Origin of the sequence: Pseudomonas sp. TWR1-1-4, assembly GCF_049897165.1 — a bacterium.
In the GTDB taxonomy this organism is placed as follows: domain Bacteria; phylum Pseudomonadota; class Gammaproteobacteria; order Pseudomonadales; family Pseudomonadaceae; genus Aquipseudomonas; species Aquipseudomonas canadensis.
This window is the reverse complement of record NZ_JAFCVS010000001.1, coordinates 337,741-354,748: the sequence shown is the minus strand read 5'-3', so window position 1 is coordinate 354,748 and position 17,008 is coordinate 337,741. Positions and strand designations below refer to the sequence as shown.

Annotated in this window: 20 protein-coding genes; 10 read left to right on the top strand and 10 right to left on the bottom strand. The window is 60.8% G+C overall.

Features of this window, described 5'->3' with window-relative positions; genetic code table 11:
- Positions 1-20: 20 nt before the first annotated feature.
- Genes ACP7C6_RS01710 through ACP7C6_RS01700 form a run of 3 tightly spaced genes read left to right on the top strand, consistent with a single transcriptional unit; the run spans position 21 to position 2,033 of the window.
- Positions 21-845, top strand: a complete 825-nt coding sequence (locus tag ACP7C6_RS01710) for a DUF692 domain-containing protein (RefSeq protein ID WP_068935052.1) — start codon at positions 21-23, stop codon at positions 843-845.
- A complete protein-coding gene (locus tag ACP7C6_RS01705; protein WP_308907669.1) occupies positions 842-1,591 on the top strand; it encodes a DNA-binding domain-containing protein in 750 nt (249 codons plus the stop codon). The genes ACP7C6_RS01710 and ACP7C6_RS01705 overlap by 4 nt, the downstream gene beginning before the upstream one ends.
- Positions 1,584-2,033, top strand: coding sequence for an alpha/beta fold hydrolase (locus ACP7C6_RS01700; protein WP_028616818.1), 450 nt, complete (start codon positions 1,584-1,586; stop codon positions 2,031-2,033). The genes ACP7C6_RS01705 and ACP7C6_RS01700 overlap by 8 nt, the downstream gene beginning before the upstream one ends.
- A gap of 3 nt (positions 2,034-2,036) precedes the next feature.
- Here ACP7C6_RS01700 and ACP7C6_RS01695 read toward each other — a convergent pair whose 3' ends face one another.
- A complete protein-coding gene (locus ACP7C6_RS01695) occupies positions 2,037-2,762 on the bottom strand; it encodes a carbonic anhydrase (protein ID WP_028616817.1) in 726 nt (241 codons plus the stop codon).
- A 200-nt stretch (positions 2,763-2,962) separates the two neighbouring features.
- Between ACP7C6_RS01695 and ACP7C6_RS01690 the strand changes: the two genes are divergently transcribed.
- Both ACP7C6_RS01690 and ACP7C6_RS01685 read left to right on the top strand, forming a co-directional pair.
- Complete coding sequence (locus tag ACP7C6_RS01690) at positions 2,963-4,327, top strand: MFS transporter (protein ID WP_426108182.1); 1,365 nt, start codon at positions 2,963-2,965, stop codon at positions 4,325-4,327.
- Positions 4,328-4,373: 46 nt separating this feature from the next.
- Positions 4,374-5,504 carry an MFS transporter gene (locus ACP7C6_RS01685; protein WP_426108181.1) on the top strand — a complete coding sequence of 377 codons (1,131 nt, stop codon included), beginning with the start codon at positions 4,374-4,376 and terminating at the stop codon, positions 5,502-5,504.
- Between the two features lie 51 nt (positions 5,505-5,555).
- Here the strand turns inward: ACP7C6_RS01685 and ACP7C6_RS01680 are convergent, their stop codons facing one another.
- Positions 5,556-6,077, bottom strand: a complete 522-nt coding sequence (locus ACP7C6_RS01680) for a DUF3087 domain-containing protein (protein WP_426108180.1) — start codon at positions 6,075-6,077, stop codon at positions 5,556-5,558.
- 113 nt (positions 6,078-6,190) lie between these two features.
- On the opposite strand from ACP7C6_RS01680, the gene ACP7C6_RS01675 reads away from it, so the two are divergent.
- A complete protein-coding gene (locus ACP7C6_RS01675; RefSeq protein WP_311892870.1) occupies positions 6,191-6,367 on the top strand; it encodes a hypothetical protein in 177 nt (58 codons plus the stop codon).
- Between the two features lie 14 nt (positions 6,368-6,381).
- Entirely contained in the window at positions 6,382-6,582 is a 201-nt protein-coding gene (locus ACP7C6_RS01670) for a DUF6021 family protein (protein WP_016979665.1), read from the top strand.
- Positions 6,583-6,613: 31 nt separating this feature from the next.
- Here ACP7C6_RS01670 and ACP7C6_RS01665 read toward each other — a convergent pair whose 3' ends face one another.
- Positions 6,614-6,850: a DUF6555 family protein gene (locus ACP7C6_RS01665; protein WP_028616813.1), complete on the bottom strand. Its 237-nt coding sequence runs from the start codon at positions 6,848-6,850 to the stop codon at positions 6,614-6,616.
- A 120-nt stretch (positions 6,851-6,970) separates the two neighbouring features.
- On the opposite strand from ACP7C6_RS01665, the gene ACP7C6_RS01660 reads away from it, so the two are divergent.
- The gene (locus ACP7C6_RS01660) at positions 6,971-7,798 is read left to right on the top strand and encodes an arylamine N-acetyltransferase family protein (RefSeq protein WP_068935045.1); all 828 of its coding nucleotides are present in this window, start codon (positions 6,971-6,973) and stop codon (positions 7,796-7,798) included.
- Between the two features lie 133 nt (positions 7,799-7,931).
- Positions 7,932-8,684 (top strand): outer membrane beta-barrel protein, encoded by a 753-nt coding sequence (locus tag ACP7C6_RS01655; protein ID WP_016979648.1) that lies wholly within the window; start codon positions 7,932-7,934, stop codon positions 8,682-8,684.
- A 59-nt stretch (positions 8,685-8,743) separates the two neighbouring features.
- Here the strand turns inward: ACP7C6_RS01655 and ACP7C6_RS01650 are convergent, their stop codons facing one another.
- Both ACP7C6_RS01650 and ACP7C6_RS01645 read right to left on the bottom strand, forming a co-directional pair.
- Positions 8,744-9,058: a helix-turn-helix domain-containing protein gene (locus ACP7C6_RS01650; protein ID WP_033896843.1), complete on the bottom strand. Its 315-nt coding sequence runs from the start codon at positions 9,056-9,058 to the stop codon at positions 8,744-8,746.
- Positions 9,048-9,398 (bottom strand): toxin, encoded by a 351-nt coding sequence (locus tag ACP7C6_RS01645; RefSeq protein WP_426108179.1) that lies wholly within the window; start codon positions 9,396-9,398, stop codon positions 9,048-9,050. Before ACP7C6_RS01645 ends, ACP7C6_RS01650 begins: the two co-directional genes overlap by 11 nt.
- Before the next feature lie 333 nt (positions 9,399-9,731).
- Between ACP7C6_RS01645 and ACP7C6_RS01640 the strand changes: the two genes are divergently transcribed.
- Entirely contained in the window at positions 9,732-11,168 is a 1,437-nt protein-coding gene (locus ACP7C6_RS01640) for an alpha/beta hydrolase (RefSeq protein ID WP_311892866.1), read from the top strand.
- 125 nt (positions 11,169-11,293) lie between these two features.
- Here the strand turns inward: ACP7C6_RS01640 and nuoN are convergent, their stop codons facing one another.
- From nuoN to nuoJ, 5 genes are read right to left on the bottom strand one after another with little or no spacing between them, the layout of a single operon-like run.
- Positions 11,294-12,757: an NADH-quinone oxidoreductase subunit NuoN gene (gene nuoN / locus ACP7C6_RS01635; protein WP_028616809.1), complete on the bottom strand. Its 1,464-nt coding sequence runs from the start codon at positions 12,755-12,757 to the stop codon at positions 11,294-11,296.
- Between the two features lie 7 nt (positions 12,758-12,764).
- Positions 12,765-14,297, bottom strand: a complete 1,533-nt coding sequence (gene nuoM / locus ACP7C6_RS01630; RefSeq protein WP_010209575.1) for an NADH-quinone oxidoreductase subunit M — start codon at positions 14,295-14,297, stop codon at positions 12,765-12,767.
- A gap of 39 nt (positions 14,298-14,336) precedes the next feature.
- A complete protein-coding gene (gene nuoL, locus ACP7C6_RS01625; RefSeq protein WP_122683854.1) occupies positions 14,337-16,190 on the bottom strand; it encodes an NADH-quinone oxidoreductase subunit L in 1,854 nt (617 codons plus the stop codon).
- A complete protein-coding gene (gene nuoK / locus ACP7C6_RS01620; protein WP_003174727.1) occupies positions 16,187-16,495 on the bottom strand; it encodes an NADH-quinone oxidoreductase subunit NuoK in 309 nt (102 codons plus the stop codon). The genes nuoL and nuoK overlap by 4 nt, the downstream gene beginning before the upstream one ends.
- 2 nt (positions 16,496-16,497) lie before the next feature.
- Positions 16,498-17,001, bottom strand: coding sequence for an NADH-quinone oxidoreductase subunit J (nuoJ, locus tag ACP7C6_RS01615; protein WP_016974946.1), 504 nt, complete (start codon positions 16,999-17,001; stop codon positions 16,498-16,500).
- Positions 17,002-17,008 lie beyond the last annotated feature (7 nt).

The window sequence follows — 17,008 nt, the reverse complement described above, 5'->3', positions numbered from 1 at the left end:
ATTCTTTGCGGAGATCCGCCATGTCGACATCCAACCCTCACTTCTCAGGCTACGGCCTGGGGCTGCGCAAGGAGCACTACTGCGACTTCCTGGAGACCTCGGTGCCCGTGGATTTTGTCGAAGTGATCTCCGAAAACTTTATGGTCGCGGGCGGCCAGCCCCGGCACATTTTACGTCAGGTGCGCGAACGGTATCCGGTGGCGCTGCACGGCGTGTCCATGTCCATCGGCACCGCCGAAGGGTTGGACGGGGATTACTTGAAGCGCCTCAAGGCGCTGGTAGACGAGATTGAACCGCTGTTTGTGTCCGACCACCTGAGTTGGTCGCGCAGCGGTGACTTCAATTCCCATGACTTGTTGCCAGTGCCCTACACCGACGAAGCCCTGGACCGAGTCTGCGCCAACATCCATCAAGCCCAGGACGTGCTGGGCCGCACGATGTTGTTCGAGAACCCCTCGAGTTACCTGGCGTTCGAAGGCGCCTCCATGACCGAGTGGGAATTTATCGCGGCCATGGCCCAGCGTACCGGCTGCGAGTTGCTGCTGGACGTCAACAATGTGTTCGTCAGTGCCAGCAATCACGGTTTCGACGCCCTGGCGTTTCTCCAGGGGATTCCCGCCGAACGTGTGCGCCAGGTGCACCTGGCCGGTCACAGTCAAGGCCGTGACATCTTGATCGACAGCCATGACAGCCCGGTGTGCACCGGCGTCTGGGAGCTTTACGCCCAGGCCATGACCCGGCTGGGCCCGGTGGCGACCATGATCGAACGCGACGATGAGATCCCGCCACTTGCCGAGCTGCTCCAGGAATTGGCGATGGCCCGCACGTTGGGAGCGCAACGATGAACCTGGCGCAGCTACAGCACACCTTTCGCAGCTGGTTGGTGAGTGCGTCGGATGAATCCGCGCAGTCGCTGGGCAATCATCACGCCGGCCTGGCGGTGTACCAGAACAACTACCGCGCGCAGTTGGTCGGGTGCCTGGAGCAGGCATTTCCCAACCTGCGCCGTTGGGTTGGAGAGGAGGCCTTTCTGGCGGCGAGCATCACCCATATCGACAACCATCCACCCCACGCCTGGACGCTGGACGCTTATCCGGAGGGCTTCTACGCCACCTTGAGGGAGGTGTTCCCGCGCAACCCGGATGTGCATGAGCTGGCCTGGATCGAGTCGGCCCTGAATGAGGCCTTTGTCGCCGCTGACGCACAGCCGTTGGCCCTGGAGGTCGTGGCCGAGCTGGATTGGGACACGGCCGTGTTGCAACTGACGCCGTCGTTGCGCTGCCACGCCCTGACCACCAATGCCGAGGCCATCTGGTCGGCGCTGTGGCAGGAAGCGCTTGCGCCGGAAGCGGTGATGCTGGAACAGGCGGGGGGCTTGCTCGTGTGGCGTCGGCAGTTCACGTCGCGTTTACGCCAAGTGAATGCGCTGGAGCTACTGGCCGTGCAACAGCTGCAGGCCGACGGCAGTTTCGCCGGGCTGTGTGAGTTCCTGGTGCAGCGCCTGGGGGAAGAAGCGGGTGTGATGCAGGCAGGGGAATACCTGGCCGGTTGGCTGGGCAGTGAATTAATAGTGGGAGTCAGTCATGTTTGATCGTCGTGGTTTTTTGCTGCTGGCGGCGGTGGTCATGGCCGCGCCGGCGTTGGCGGTGCAACAGGTGAGCACCGATGACCAGGAGATCCGTTATGAACAGTTTGGGCCGGAGGAGGGCCGGGCGATCATGTTGCTGGGGGCAGATGTCAGGGCGTTCTCCGAGGTGGCGGCGCCGCTGGCTGCCCAGGGCTTTCGGGTGATCGTGCCGTACTTGCGCACCGCAGACGACGCTGTGCTTGGCCAGGATGTGCTCGACCTGATGAATGCGCTGCACATCCCCGAAGCGGTGTTCGCCGGTGCGCAGCAGGGCGCACGGATCGCTGCGCGGGCCGCGACGTTGAAGCCGAGCCGCTGTGTCGGGCTGGTCACGCTGAACACCGCACCCCAGGCGGGTTTTGCGCAAGCCGTGGGGTTGATGGCCAGTACCGGGCACTGGCGTTGAGGGTCAGCCGATCAACTCGACCCGGCCACTGTGCAACCTGTAGATACCGCCGACAATGTGCAGTTTGCCAGCGGCCAGGGCGTCCGCCAGCAGCGTCGACTCGGCCTTGAGCCGCGCTACCGTGTCGCTGACATTTTGCGCAATGGCGTTCGCAAGCAGATCGCCAGGCGCTTTCAAGACCTTGCGCACCGACGGCTTGAACGCGTCTGCCAGGCCCTGGATCTTGCCGGGGAACGTGGCGTTGTCCTTGGTGGCTTTCACCCCGGCGGCAAGGGCGCCGCAGCTGTCGTGCCCGAGCACCATGATCAACGGCGTGCGGAGCACCGCCACCGCGTATTCGAGGCTGGCGAGCCCGTCGTCGGTCACGAAGTTACCCGCCACCCGTACGGCAAACAGGTCGCCAAGGCCGGTATCGAAGGCGTATTCCGGAGTAATCCGTGAATCAGCGCAGCTCAGGACCGCTACGAACGGATTCTGCCCGCCCTCCAACGCCTCGCGCTCGCTCATGAATTCATGGCGCTTGGTGACGCCTTCGGCATAGCGACCGTTGCCTTCCATCAACCTGGCCAGGGCTTGTTGTGGGTTGAGGTTATTGGCCGCCTTCGGTGCCGGCGAGGCGTGTGCGAGCGCTGCAGGTAACGCGCCCGTGAGCATCAGGGCGCCAGCGCCGACCGTAGCAAGGCGTAGGAATTGTCGACGGTCATGGGTCAGGGGTGGCTGCTTTAGCATGGGCGGCGCTCTCCGGTTCGTTAAGAGAAGAAACGCCAAGGGTGCAAAGAATGGTCGGGGGGAGATGTAGGCGCTGTCCGTTTTTTGTCGGGAATCGCGTGGGCATCAACATGAAAATTCTGACAGCCAGGCCATCGGCCACTGAAAAAAAAACGGTCTACCCGTAATCTAGTGGCCTTTATCACCTGCGCGGATAGTCCATGTCTTCTGTTGCCGAAGGGTTGCCCCTCAATAAACGCCTCCCTGCCGTGATTGCGATCTCCCTGGGGATCGGCATGGCGACCCTGGACACGGCCATCGTCAACACGGCCTTGCCGACCCTGGCCGAGGGGATTGGCACCGATTCCGCCTCGGTGATCTGGGTGGTGAATGCCTACCAGTTGGCGATCATCGCCACGGTGTTGCCGTTTGCGTCCCTCAGTGATGTGCTGGGGCATCGCCGGGTGTATCTCGGCGGGTTGCTGTTGTTTATTGTCTCGTCGCTGTTTTGCGGGCTGGCCGGCTCGCTGGTCACCCTGACGGCGGCGCGGGTGGTGCAGGGGCTGGGCGCGGCGGCGATCATGAGCGTGAACACGGCGCTGCTGCGGCATATCTACCCGTCAAAAATGCTCGGTCGGGGGCTGGGTTACAACTCGCTGGTGGTAGGACTGGCGTTTACCCTGGGGCCGACCGCTGCGTCGGCGATTCTGTCGGTGGCGACCTGGCACTGGCTGTACCTGATCAATGTGCCCTTGGGCTTGCTGGCGCTGGCGTTGGGCCTGCGCTCGTTGCCGACCCTGCCGATGACCGGGCATGCCTTCGACCGTCTTGCCGCCGCGTTGTGCGCGGGGCTGTTTGCCTTGTTGGTGTTGGGTCTGGGCACGGCGGTGCACGGCGCCCAGGGCGCCTTGACCTTGGGACTGATTGCCGTGGCACTGGTGTGCGGTGCATTGCTGCTGCGGCGCCAGGCTGGGCACCCGGCACCGATGCTGGCGCTGGACCTGTTCAAACGTCCGGTGTTTGCCTTGTCTTCCCTCACTGCTATTTGCGCGTTCAGCGCCCAGGGCCTGGCGTTTGTGTCGCTGCCGTTCCTGTTGCAGGCGGTGCTGGGGCATAGCCAGGTGGAAACCGGTTTCCTGATGACACCCTGGCCCGCTGTTGTGGCGGTGATGGCGCTGGTGGCGGGGCGCCTGGCCGACCGCGTGAACCTGGGCGTGCTGTGCGGCATCGGCCTGTTGATGCTCAGCGTGGGCATGGCCGCGCTCGCGACCCTGGGCAGCGGTGCGTCGGCATTGGATATTGGTTGGCGCATGGCGCTGTGTGGCGCGGGCTTCGGCTTCTTCCAGTCGCCCAACCTCAAGGCCTTGATGACCAGTGCGCCGTTGGCGCGCAGCGGCGGGGCCAGTGGCATCGTGGCGATTTCGCGGTTGTTGGGGCAGACGTTGGGCGCGTCGTTGGTGGCCTTGTGTTTTCACCTGTCCCTGGGCAGCGGGCCGCAATATGCGCTATGGCTGGGCTGCGGGTTTGCCTTGGTCGGGGCCGTGGCCAGCGGTCTGCGGTTGTTTCCCTATGGGAAAAGGGGCTGATTAACGCTACCGTGGCGACCTGAATATTTCGGGATGTTTCAGATTTATGTCCAGCCTGGCCCTTCGCACCGCTGATACGCACTCCCGCCGCGCCGCGCTGACCCTGGCGTTATGCCTGCCCAGTGACGTGTTGCTCTACTTGCTGCTGCCGATGGAATCCCAGGCCTTCGGCATCACCCTGGCCCAGGCCGGAGTGTTGCTGGCGGCCAACCGCCTGGTGCGGATTTTCGGTTACCGCCATGTGCTGAATTTCTACGCGCGCAACGGCGACCGCCTGACCTGCATGATCGCCGCCGGCGCCGCCACCCTGTGCGCCGTGGGCAACTCGCTGCTGTCCGGGTTCGCCGCCTTGCTCTGCCTGCGGTTGGTGTGGGGCCTGTGTTTCGCTGCGCTGAACCTTTCGACCCAAGTATTGGCCACCTCGGAACCTGCCGGTGCCGCACGCCGGGCCGGGCGTTCCCGCGCGCTGATCGCCCTCGGGCCGATGCTTGCGTTGCCGTTGGGCGGCTGGCTGACATTGATGGCCGGGCCGCGTCCGATCTTTCTGATTCTGGCTGGGTGCTGCCTGGTGGGCTTGTGGATGGCGCGTGGCTTGCCTACGGTCGGGCATGATTTGCACAGCACGCCGGGGCGGCGCTTCAAGTGGCCGGACAGTGTGGCGATGTGGTCGTTTATCGAGGGGGTGGCGCTGGACGGCCTGTTTATCTTCGGCCTGTCGATCCAGGCGCAGAAGCTGCTGGGTGGCGATGCGGTGCTGATCGCCGGTGGCCTGATGGCGCTGCGGTACGTCTCGGAAATGCTCCTGAGCCCCCTGGGCGGTCGCGCCGCCCAGCGGTTTGGCGCGACCTCGATGCTGCTGCTATTTTCGTTCCTGAGTGCCCTGGCCCTGACCGCATTCGGCAGTTACTGGGTGATTGTCGGCGCGGCGGCGGTGCTGGTGCTGCGTGCGCTGCAACTTCCGCTGGTGACGACATTGGTGGCCGAGCGCAACCCCGGTTCCATGCGCGTGTCGGCGCTGGCCTCGAACGCCGTGTGGCGCGATATCGGCGCCGGCCTCGGGCCCTTGCTCGCCGGCGTGTTGCTGCCGATCGCCTCGGCGCCCTGGGTGTTTGGCCTGGCCGGTGCGGCGATTGCCGTCAGCGCGGTGTTCTGCTGGCGGGCAAAAAATTCCAACTGACGATGTGAGGGTGTGCGTGTCCCATCAAGAAGACTTCGTAGGCGTGCTGGCCTAAGCGCTTTTAAACGCGTCCAGCCAAGCGGGGTCGAACCGGGTCTGCTCGGGATCGATCCCCAGCGCCTGCATCTTGGCCTTATGCGCTTCGACCTCAGCCACCAGTTGCACCTGGGCGCTGGAGTTTGCGTCCAGTTCATGCATTTGCGTAAGGCCCAAGTGATAAAAGCGCAGCACCTTGATCGCCGTCGGGTCATTCGCCTGCACCCGCTCGGTGACCTTGTGCATCACATTGGTCACGCTCATCAGGTTGCGCTTGAGCTGCCAGCCATACACCGCCGCCGCCAGCCACGGCTGAGACCAGAACGGACCGCGCACCAGCGCCACCGTAATCAGCACCCCGGCGAACACCCCGCCGATATTAAAGCGGAAATTATCCCCGCCAGGCTCGCCAAACAGCATCACCGCCAGGCTCGACAGCAACATCGCCAGGGCCACGAACAGCACCGCCACAATCAAGGTGCTGCGCCGGGTTTGTTGACGGAAGGTGACAGGGTCGCAGGGTTTGAGCTCGAACATCCGGTTCATGCCTCAAGAAGGGGTGGGCATCATCTCACGCTTGGGCAAACAAGTTGAACGATGGCGCACGGCGGTTTCTCTAAACTTGTGTAGACCCCTTGAGGTGAACCATCATGTCCGACTACAACCAGCCGCCCCCCGGCACCCCAAACCCTGACCGCACACCCGGAGAAGAAGAGCGCGACAACGATGCGTTGCGCCCCAACGACCCGGCGGAGCGTCAGGACGACGACGTGGAACGCATCGAAGGCGACCTGGAAAACCTGCACGACAAGGCCCGCCCGCTCTGAACGAGGAGAACACCGTGAGTAACACACCAAAAGGTCCGGCTTCGGGCGAGCATTCCAGTGGCAAGGATGAGTTGGGGTTTGACCCGGATTCGCCGGATGTGGCGGATCCGCAGGTGGATCCTATCGGACCGGCGATTGCGCCGTTGGATAAGGAGAAGAAAGACAAGGATGAAAAAAAGCCGCCTTATGATCCGTTGGGCGACTTGAAGCCATAAAACTAGCCCCGCCATTGAGCGGGGCTTTTATTTACTTGGGCGCGATCCAGGTGACTTCAGTGATGCCATATTTCTCCGCCCAGGGCCGAGTCGTCTTCTTCACTTGCTCGTGCCCAACTCGCCCCACGCGGCTCACATGGGCGATATCGGCATCCACCGCCGCCCAGTGCCAAGCCTCGGCGTTGTTCATCACTTCGGCGCGCACCACAAAGGATTTCGGTTTGCCGTGCAGCTGATAATTGATGGTGTAGATTTTTGCGGTACTCATGTTGCCTCCCTGTGTTGTTATAGATGGATAGGGCAGCGCTTAAAAAGGTTCATTCAAAATGACAATCTGCACGTCGACGCGGCATAGTGTCTGCTTCATCCCGTGCCCAAGGATTGCGCCATGTCACTGTTGACCCATAGCCGCCTCTATCTGCAACGCCTGGGCTATGACTCGCCGCCAGCGCCGACCCTGCAAACCTTGCAGGACCTGCAATTGCGCCATGTGTGCACCTTTGCTTTCGAGAATTTGTCGAGTCTGATGCGCCTGCCAGTGCCCATCGACCTGCCGAGCGTCGAGCAGAAAGTGCTGCTGGAAGGGCGGGGCGGGTATTGCTACGAGTTGAACCAGATGTTCCTGGCGTTATTGCAGGAACTTGGCTTTGACGCGCGCGGCATCACCGGGCGGGTGGTGATGGGCGGGGCGCCGGATGCGCGCACGGCGCGGACTCATCGTTTGAGCCTGGTGACGTTGGATGGCGTGCGCTATATCACCGATGTCGGCTTTGGCGGCATGGTGCCCAGCAGTCCGTTGCTGTTGGACACCGAGGCGGTGCAGGCCACGGCCCATGAGCCTTATCGGTTGACCTTCGACGGGCAGGGCAGTTACACCCTGTGGGCACAAGTGGCCGAGGAGTGGCGTGGCCTGTATGTGTTCGATCTGCAGGTGCAGGCGGCCATCGATTATGAAATCGGCAACTGGTATGTCTCCACCCATCCGGATTCGGTCTTCATTGGCCAGTTGAAAGTCGCGCGCTTGGCTGCGGGTAAGCGCCATACCCTGAACAACGCCCATTATGCGATTCACTACCTGGACCGGCCGAGTGAAAAGCGCGCCCTCGCCAGTGCCGACGAGGTGTTGCAGGTATTGACTGAAACCTTCGGGATTCGCGTGCCGGAAACGCCGGCGCTGCGGGCAGTCCTTGATGGCTTGGTAATGGCTAATTCGTAACAGTATTGAGATAGAGCCTTCGCTGAACCGTTTTACCTCCAAATCAACGCAAATTAATTCGAACCTTTGGCGCCGGCCGGGGTTCGAACCGGTTCCTGAATAATTTGCTCACCAGACAAGGAGATGTAAAACGATGTCCAAGCTATTCGGAAAATTCCTCAAGGGTTCCTCGCTGCTGGCGCTGGTCGCTGCGCCTGCTGCGGTGTTCGCCGCACCGTCCACTGACCCGATTTCCACCTTCGGGATCCTGGGCAGCTATAACGATTTCAAATTCGAAGGCGGCAGCGAAAGCGACAAGAGCCACATGCCCGAGGCCGGCCTGTTCTACAACTTCGGTAACAAGCTCACCGCCGAATCCGGCTTTATCTACCAGGCCGGTATCGAAGCCAAGTACGGCGAAAAGAGCGACAACAAGCTCAAGGAAGGGCAGGCTGACCTGGACCTCGGCTGGCGTGCCGCGCTGGATGCGCGCAACTTTGTCGACGTGATCGTTGGCGGTGGCTACAGCTGGACCCGTTACGAGCCAGAGATCAACGATCTCGACGTGAAACTCACCAACAAATCGCCGTTCGCCAAGGCAGCCCTGGGCTACAACCATCAGTTCGATGACATGACCCTGCGTGTCGAAGCCGGCGCCCGTCGCACCATCGACGGCCGTACCAAGCTCAAGGTCGATGATTTCGGCAGCGACACCGTGGACCTCAAGGACCGCACCAACCCTTACGCTGAGGTCAGCCTGCTGATGAATCAGAAGGGCGACCTGCCGGTGGTCGCGGGCCTGTACTACACCCGCACCGAGTACAAACTCGACGGTGATTCTGAAGTGGCCGATAACACCAAGCTCAAGCGCAACGAGTACGGCTTCAAGGTCGGTATCGCGTTCTGACGCCATGCACCGAAAAACGCCCCGAATATCCGGGGCGTTTTTTTTAAGGCAATTGCAGATCAACCCAAAGCGGCAAGTTGCGCCACGGTCTCAGGAAAACGTGCCACCAGGCGAATCAGCGTGGCAGCCTGGGCATTCGGCTTGGCCCGGCCTTGCTCCCAGTTTTCCAGGGTGCGGGTATTGGTGCGCAGGTACATGGCGAACACCGACCGGGAGAGGTTGAGTTGTTGGCGCACGGCGACCACTTCCTCAGCGGTGAGTGGCGCCAGGTTTTTGAGGTGAACCTTGTGGGTTCGCAAGGTGACTTTGCCTTGGCGTTCGTCTGCCAGGGCGTCGAAGCCTTCGACAAGTTCGGAAAAGATTTCACGTTTCATGATGTGTTCTCGCTTTGATTTCCCTGTCCAGCATGTGTTTTAGGGCTTTTTTGTGCTGTGGTGTCAGGTCATCCTGTTCGTGCTTGCGGTACAGGGTGAACAGCCAGAATTGCGTGCCGCCCGACCACCAGTAGTAAATGACTCGCAGGCCACCGCGCTTGCCTTTGTTGCGTCGCTCATCGATGAAGCGAACTTTGCGCAGTCCGCCTGTTCCCTCGCTCACATCTCCTGCTTCCGGGTTCTTCATCAACTCTTGTTGAAAACCCTGGAAAAGCTCGTCACTCAGATAGTCCTTGCGATGCCGCTCGAAGGCCGGCAGTTCGATAAATAGAGCATCCATGTTCTGTACGTAGCCTGCGTATAGTTTGGTGGCCCACTCGCAAAGGGTCAAGTGACCCTGCCGTGGGAACTTTCCTAAAACGCAGACACCATACGGCGGCCTTCATCGGGTAGATGCCGGATGGGGAGGCAGATGGGCGGGGAAATTTCTTTGATTAGGAGCGTCGAACAGCATCGATGCAGAACGGAGCAGTTTTGTTTGAACTTTGTAAGCAGCCTGCTTAAAAAGTCACGAAACCAAATAGGCTAATTCGTCTTTTCAAATTGGCTCGTATTACGAATGTCAAGAGCTCCACGGTTAACCCTCCTGACCCTCCTGACAACGCTGGCGGTTATGCTTCCGCTCGCCAGCTGGTATTTGTCCGTTTATGTGGACGAGCAACCCGCTGGCGTGCGTTGGCAGCCCTGCGTGAACAGCGAGTTCGCTACCTGGTTCGACGATCAGCCGCCACAAGGGATGCTATGTGGTTACGTTGAAGCACCGTTGATTTACTCGTCATCCGCGCAAGCAGGCAGCGTCCGACTGGCCTTGACCCGGCTTCCCGCGAAAGGCGTCAGGAAAGGCAGTGTAGTTGTTGTTAGCGGAGGGCCAGGGCTGCCGGGGATTAACCCTTATCTGTCCGGCGACAGTACGGTGGGCAGGTTGAAGCAGTCCTACGACATCATCGGTTATGACCCCCGGGGCGTAGGTCGGTCCACACCGACTATCTCATGTGAGCGCTCTGATCATGATGAAGACGTTACGGTGGAAGGCAGCGATAAGGCTGAATCTGAATTTCAATTACGTCGGACTATTGCCGAGTGCATCAAACAGACTGGCGCGCTGGTTCTGCAACATATTGGTACTAATGAAGCAGTCAACGATCTGAATGTCATTCGTGCTGCGTTGGGTGAGCCTAAGTTGACTGCCGTGGCGTACTCCTACGGCACTCAAGTCGCAGCGCTGTTCGCTGAACGCTTTCCCGAACAGACGCGCGCCATGGTGTTGGACGGCGTGGTGGACCTTTCGGAGGACGAATACACCCAGCAATTGAATCAGGCGCGCAGTTATCGGCAGACTTTCCAGCGGTTCTTGGCGTACTGCGCCCAAACGCGTGATTGCCCTTTGCCGGGTGATGAGCGTGGCGCGGTCGAGGCATTTCAAACAATATTGCGCGACGTCGACGAGTCGCCGTTACCCTTGAAGGATGGCAATGAAATGACCGTCGAAGACCTGGTCTCCACGGTTCAATCACTGCTGTTGTGGTATGAGTTTTGGCCTGATCTGATTGCGCTATTGCGTCAAACCCAGACAAAGAATGCTGACGAACAGCTGGCTCAGCTGGTTACGGACCATGCGGGACGCGAGACCAATGAGGCGTTGGGCGTCATTACTTGTGCGGACAGCGCCGTTCCAGGGAGCGATATCCAGGAAATACGCAAGCAACGGCAGGCGATCGTCGCGGCATCGCCCCTCTTCAACTATCTCGGAAAACAGAGTCTACCCTTGAGTATGTGCGATCTGTGGCCGTTCCAGGGTAAGGTCCAGGCACATATTCCAGTGGTCTCGCTAACCTTGCCGCCGTTGCTGTTTGTCGGTCAACGTTATGACGCAACGACACCCTATGCGAATGCCAGGCAGATGGCAAAATGGTTCAGAAGCCCACTCGTTACCCGAGAAGGTGACGGGCATACGTTGGCACTCACTGGAACCGACGGCTGTGTGGATGAGGCGGTAGTGGACTACTTATTGACGCCCAATGCGGGTGTTCTTGATAAAACCTGCCCTTGATGAGGCCGGTTTCGCAGACCCCTATGCTTCATACTCTTTGAGCTGGCCAGCGGCGTACTCATCACTCCAATAACGCAAAACGGCGCCCGAAGGCGCCGTCTTGTTTACTGCATCCCGCTAAGCGATCAAACGCCCAGCACCGCGTGCTGCACCAGGGTGAGCAACGGTTGTGGGTACACGCCCAGGAAGAACGCGAGCAGGGCGATGGCCAGCAGCATCACGCCGCCTGCCTTCTGTTCCCAATGCAGCTCGGCATCCACACGGCGCAGGTTTGGCTCGATCAGGTACAGGGTGACCATCACGCGCAGGTAGTAGAACACGCCGATGGCGCTGCCCAGTACCAGGGAGGCAACCAACCACCATTCGTGGGCTTCGACACCGGTGGCGACGATGTAGAACTTGCCGATGAAGCCGGCAGTCAACGGGATACCGGCCAGGGACAGCATCATCACGGTCAGTACGGCGGTCAGGTACGGACGGCGCCAGAACAGGCCGCGATATTCGTACAGGGCGTCGGCATCACGGCCTTTGAACGGCGAGGACATCAGCGTGATCACGCCGAACGCACCCAGGCTGGTGATCACGTAGGTAACCAGGTACACACCCATGGCTTCCACGGCCAGGCCTTTGCTCGCCACCAGGGCGATCAGCAGGTAGCCGAAGTGAGCGATGGAGGAGTAACCCAGCAGACGCTTGAGGTTGTTCTGAGTCAGGGCCAGCAGGTTACCGAACAGGATCGACGCGATGGCGATCACGGTCAGCACAGTGCTCAGCACACCGGTGTTGGCAGCAGGGGAGATCTGGAACAGACGCACCATCACCGCAAACACTGCAACCTTCGACGCGGTGGCCAGGAACGCTGCTACCGGCGCCGGGGCGCCTTCGTACACGTCCGGGGTCCACAGGTGGAAGGGTACCAGCGACAGCTTGAACGCCAGGCCGATCAACATCATGGCCAGGCCCAGTTGGGCGATTGGCGCAGGCATGTTGGTGGTGGCCAGGGCGTGACCGATACCGGTGAAGCTCAGGCTGCCGGCTTCGGCGTAGAGCAGGGCCATACCGAACAACAGGAACGCGGAACCGGCGGCCGACAGCACCATGTACTTGATGCCGGCTTCCAGGGAGCGCTTGTTGAAGAAGGCGTAGGCCACCAGGCCGTAGGTCGGGATCGACAGCAGTTCCAGGCCGATGAACAGGCCCGCCAGGTGCTGTGCGCTGACCAGCACGATACCGCCGGCCGCAGCCAGCAGGATCAGCAGGTACAGCTCTTCCTTGTTGCCTGGGTAGCCGGTGCCGCCTTCGCCCATATAGGCGTGGGCGAGGGTGACGCACGCCAGGGTCGCGACCAGGATCAGCGCGATATACAGCAGGGCGAAGTCATCCACCATCATCAACGGCGTGACCGCCAATGGTGCGACCTTGAGGGCCGGGATGATCGACAGCAGGGCCAGGTTGAGGCCGGCACAGGACAGCAGGAACGTTTGCGAATGATTGCGGCGCCAGGCGATTGCCAGCATCACCACCACGATGGTGAGGCTGGTAATCAGCAGCGGCGCAAGCGCGATAAAGTGTTGGATCGTGAATTCCATAGCGCTCTTACCGGGCCGAAGCGAGTTGAGAGAAGGCGGTGCCGAACCACTGCTGCACGCCATGCATCGTCGCGGCAGAAGTGTCCAGGAACGGTTGCGGGTACACGCCGATGTAGATCAGCAGCACCGCAAGGCCGAGCACCATGATCAGTTCGCGAGCATCCATCCCTTGCAGGACGGTGTCGGACTTGGCCGGGCCGAAGTAGGCGCGGTGGATCATGATCAGCGAGTAAACCGAACCAAACACCAGGCCGGAGGTAGCAATCGCACTGATCCACGGTGTTTGCACGAATGCACCCATCAGGATCAGGAACTCGCCGATGAAGTTGCCGGTGCCCGGCAAGCCCAGGGACGCGGCGGCGAAGAACAGGCTGATCGCCGGCAGGTACGCGATGCGCGACCACACACCACCCATTTCACGCATGTCACGGGTATGCAGGCGCTCGTACAACTGGCCACTCAGGATAAAGAGGGCAGCGGCCGAGACACCGTGGGCCAGCATCTGGATGACTGCGCCTTGCAGCGCCAGTTGGCTGCCGGAGTAGATACCGATCAGTACGAAGCCCATGTGGGACACGGACGAGAAGGCAATCAGACGCTTGATGTCAGTTTGTGCGAAGGCCAGGAACGCACCGTAGAAGATCCCGATCAGACCCAGGGTCATGGCGATCGGCGCGAACTCCGCCGAGGCATTCGGGAACAGCGGCAGGGCGAAACGCAGCAGGCCGTAGGCCGCAGTCTTCAACAGGATACCGGCCAGGTCCACGGAACCGGCAGTCGGCGCCTGTGCGTGGGCATCCGGCAGCCAGGAGTGGAACGGCACCACCGGCAGCTTCACCGCGAACGCGATGAAGAAGCCCAGCATCAGGATGTACTCGGTGGTGAGGGACATCTTGGTTTTCAACAGGTCGGCGTAGTTGAAGGTAATCACGCCGGTGTTGTTGAAGTTGACCAGTACCAAGCCCAGGATCGCCACCAACATGATCAGGCCGGAAGCCTGGGTGAAGATGAAGAACTTGGTCGCCGCGTAGATCCGGGTTTTCTTGCCGTCCGAAGAACTGTGACCCCAGAGCGCGATGAGGAAGTACATCGGCACCAGCATCATTTCCCAGAAGAAGAAGAACATGAACAGGTCGAGGGCGAGGAACACGCCGACAACGCCGCCCAGGATCCACATCAGGTTCAGGTGGAAGAAGCCCACGTGACGCTGGATCTCTTTCCAGGAGCAGAGTACCGAGAGGATACCCAGCAGGCCGGTCAGCAGGATCATCAACAGCGACAGGCCATCGAGGGCCAGGTGCACGTTGATGCCGAAGCGCTGGATCCACACGTGCTTGAATTCAAGCGCGAAGGTCGGATCGACACCCGGTGCAGGAGCAAATGAATAGTCGCCATGGGCCCACAGCCAGAGGCCGAGTGCGAGTTCCAGGGACATGGTCAGCAACGCAATCCAGCGGGGGAGGGTGGCGCCGAAGCGTTCACCCATCCAGCAGAGCAGGCCGCCGATAAAGGGGATCAGGATTAGCCAGGGCAGAATCATGACAGGCTCGTTTCCTTTCGCAAGTTCGCAAAGTTCATATCAGACCGCTACCACTACGATGGCGCCGATCACCAGCACGGCACCGGCCGCCATGGAAGCTGCATACCAACGCAACTGGCCCGTCTCGCTGCGGCTCAGGGCGGTGTGACCGGCCTTGGCAGCACGCGGGATCAAACCAATGGTCTGGTCGAGCGGGTCTTTACGCAGAATGTGGCTGATGGCCAGGTACGGTTTGACGAACAGTTTGTCGTAGATCCAGTCGAAGCCCCAGGCAGCGAACCACCAGGCCGACAGGAAACGGCCAATGCCACTGTTGGCCACGGCGGTCACGAAGCGACGCTTGCCGAGGAAAAGCAGCGCGGCCAGCAGGATTCCGGCAATGGCGATGGCGCCCGAGGCGATTTCCAGGCTGTGCTGGGCTTCGCCGCCGGCATGGCCGACGCTTTGCGGCAGTACACCGTGCAGAGGCGGGGTGATCATGGCGCCGACGAAGGTCGACAGCACGATCAGCACCGACAATGGCAACCAGTGCGAAATGCCGTGGCCTGCGTGTGCTTCGGTCTTGGCTTCACCGTGGAAGGTGATGAAGATCAGGCGGAAGGTGTACAGCGAGGTCATGAACGCACCCACCAGGCCTGCGTACAGCAGGTTCTGGTTACCGCTGGCAAAGGCTTCCCAGAGGATTTCGTCTTTCGAGTAGAAACCGGCGGTCACCAACGGCAGGGCGGCCAGGGCGGCACCACCGACGATGAAGCTGGCGTAGGCCAGTGGCAGTTTCTTCCACAGGCCGCCCATCTTGAAGATGTTCTGCTCGTGGTGGCAGGCAACGATCACCGCACCGGAAGCGAGGAACAGCAGGGCCTTGAAGAAGGCGTGGGTCATCAGGTGGAAGATCGCCGCGTCCCAGGCGCCAACGCCCAGGGCCAGGAACATGTAGCCGATCTGGCTCATGGTCGAGTAGGCGAGGATGCGCTTGATGTCGGTCTGCACCAGCGCGGCGAAGCCGGCCAGGACCAGGGTCACGCCGCCAACGATGCCCACCAGGTGCAGGATATCCGGCGCCAGGGTGAACAGGCCGTGGGTACGCGCGATCAGGTAGACACCGGCGGTAACCATGGTTGCCGCGTGGATCAGTGCGGAAACAGGGGTAGGACCGGCCATCGCATCCGCCAGCCAGGTTTGCAGCGGCAGTTGCGCGGATTTACCCACGGCGCCGCCCAGCAGCATCAGGGTCGCCAGGGTGATCCAGAAGTCGCCAACCTGGAATTTCTGCGGTGCCAGTACCAGCAGTTCCTGGATATTCAGCGTGCCCACCTGTTGGAACAGGATGAACAGGCCGATGGCCATGAACACGTCGCCGATCCGGGTGACGATGAAGGCCTTGAGTGCCGCGTTACCGTTGTTGCGGTTGCTGTAGTAGAAACCGATCAACAGGTACGAGCACAGGCCCACGCCCTCCCAACCGAAGTACAGGAACAACAGGTTATCGCCCAGTACCAGGAACAGCATGCTGGCGATAAACAGGTTGGTGTACGAGAAGAAGCGCGAGTAACCGGCTTCACCGCGCATGTACCAGGACGCGAACAGGTGGATCAGGAAGCCCACACCCACCACCACGCCGAGCATGGTGATCGACAGACCGTCGACGTAGAGGGCGAAGTTGGGCTTGAAACCCTCCACCGACATCCACTGCCACAGCACCAGGGTGTAGTGACCGCCTTCTGGCGGCGCCACGTTGAATTGCCAGATGACGTAGGCGGCCACAATGGCCGACAGGCCAATGGAGCCCACGCCGATCAAGGCCGAGAGGTTTTCCGACCAGCGCCCGCGAGAGAACGACAGCAGCAGGAAACCGATCAGGGGAAATACGAAAGTCAGAAAGATCATGTTCATCCGCGCATCTCACTGGCAGCGTCGATATCAAGCGTGTGGAAGCGACGATACAGTTGCAGCAGGATCGCCAGGCCAATACTGGCCTCGGCGGCTGCCAGGCTGATCACCAGGATGAACATGACTTGTCCATCCGGCTGGCCCCAACGTGCACCCGCTACGATGAACGCCAGTGCCGCGGCGTTCATCATGATTTCCAGGCTCATCAACACGAACAGAATGTTACGGCGAACCATCAGGCCGACCAGGCCAAGGCAGAACAGGATGCCGGCGACCGCCAGACCATGCTCCAAAGGGATAGCAGGCATCGTCATTGCTCCTTGGCTTCGTTGCGGCCCAAGTGGAAGGCGGTGATGGCTGCGGCGAGCAGCAGCATCGAAGCCAGTTCGACCACCAGCAGGTACGGGCCGAACAGGCTGATGCCCACGGCCTTCGCGTCTACGGTGGTGTGGCCGATGGCCTGGCCGCTCTGGTGAGCGAACAGCACATACAGCAGTTCACCCAGCAGCAGGGCTGCGAGGATAACCGGGCCGAGCCAGATGCCGGGCTTGAGCCAGACGCGTTCCTGGGCGACCGAAGCCGGTCCCAGGTTGAGCATCATCACCACAAACACGAACAGCACCATGATTGCGCCAGCGTAGGCGATCACTTCCAGCACACCGGCGAACGGTGCGCCGAGTGCGAAGAAGGTCATGGCCACGGCGATCAGCGAAATGATCAGGTAGAGCAGGGCGTGCACAGGATTGGTGTTGGTGATCACGCGAAGCGTGGACACCACTGCAATACCGGACGCGAAATAGAAAGCGAATTCCATCTTTCTT

Coding starts and splice junctions, on each gene's coding strand:
- nuoM (WP_010209575.1), bottom strand. CDS start 14,297: ATGATTCTGCCCTGGCTAATCCTGATCCCCTTTATCGGCGGCCTGCTC.
- ACP7C6_RS01640 (WP_311892866.1), top strand. CDS start 9,732: ATGCTTCCGCTCGCCAGCTGGTATTTGTCCGTTTATGTGGACGAGCAA.
- ACP7C6_RS01700 (WP_028616818.1), top strand. CDS start 1,584: ATGTTTGATCGTCGTGGTTTTTTGCTGCTGGCGGCGGTGGTCATGGCC.
- nuoN (WP_028616809.1), bottom strand. CDS start 12,757: ATGGAATTCACGATCCAACACTTTATCGCGCTTGCGCCGCTGCTGATT.
- ACP7C6_RS01695 (WP_028616817.1), bottom strand. CDS start 2,762: ATGCTAAAGCAGCCACCCCTGACCCATGACCGTCGACAATTCCTACGC.
- ACP7C6_RS01655 (WP_016979648.1), top strand. CDS start 7,932: ATGTCCAAGCTATTCGGAAAATTCCTCAAGGGTTCCTCGCTGCTGGCG.
- ACP7C6_RS01665 (WP_028616813.1), bottom strand. CDS start 6,850: ATGAGTACCGCAAAAATCTACACCATCAATTATCAGCTGCACGGCAAA.
- ACP7C6_RS01645 (WP_426108179.1), bottom strand. CDS start 9,398: ATGGATGCTCTATTTATCGAACTGCCGGCCTTCGAGCGGCATCGCAAG.
- ACP7C6_RS01675 (WP_311892870.1), top strand. CDS start 6,191: ATGTCCGACTACAACCAGCCGCCCCCCGGCACCCCAAACCCTGACCGC.
- nuoJ (WP_016974946.1), bottom strand. CDS start 17,001: ATGGAATTCGCTTTCTATTTCGCGTCCGGTATTGCAGTGGTGTCCACG.
- ACP7C6_RS01660 (WP_068935045.1), top strand. CDS start 6,971: ATGTCACTGTTGACCCATAGCCGCCTCTATCTGCAACGCCTGGGCTAT.
- ACP7C6_RS01685 (WP_426108181.1), top strand. CDS start 4,374: ATGTCCAGCCTGGCCCTTCGCACCGCTGATACGCACTCCCGCCGCGCC.
- ACP7C6_RS01690 (WP_426108182.1), top strand. CDS start 2,963: ATGTCTTCTGTTGCCGAAGGGTTGCCCCTCAATAAACGCCTCCCTGCC.
- ACP7C6_RS01705 (WP_308907669.1), top strand. CDS start 842: ATGAACCTGGCGCAGCTACAGCACACCTTTCGCAGCTGGTTGGTGAGT.
- ACP7C6_RS01680 (WP_426108180.1), bottom strand. CDS start 6,077: ATGTTCGAGCTCAAACCCTGCGACCCTGTCACCTTCCGTCAACAAACC.
- nuoL (WP_122683854.1), bottom strand. CDS start 16,190: ATGAACATGATCTTTCTGACTTTCGTATTTCCCCTGATCGGTTTCCTG.
- ACP7C6_RS01650 (WP_033896843.1), bottom strand. CDS start 9,058: ATGAAACGTGAAATCTTTTCCGAACTTGTCGAAGGCTTCGACGCCCTG.
- nuoK (WP_003174727.1), bottom strand. CDS start 16,495: ATGCCTGCTATCCCTTTGGAGCATGGTCTGGCGGTCGCCGGCATCCTG.
- ACP7C6_RS01710 (WP_068935052.1), top strand. CDS start 21: ATGTCGACATCCAACCCTCACTTCTCAGGCTACGGCCTGGGGCTGCGC.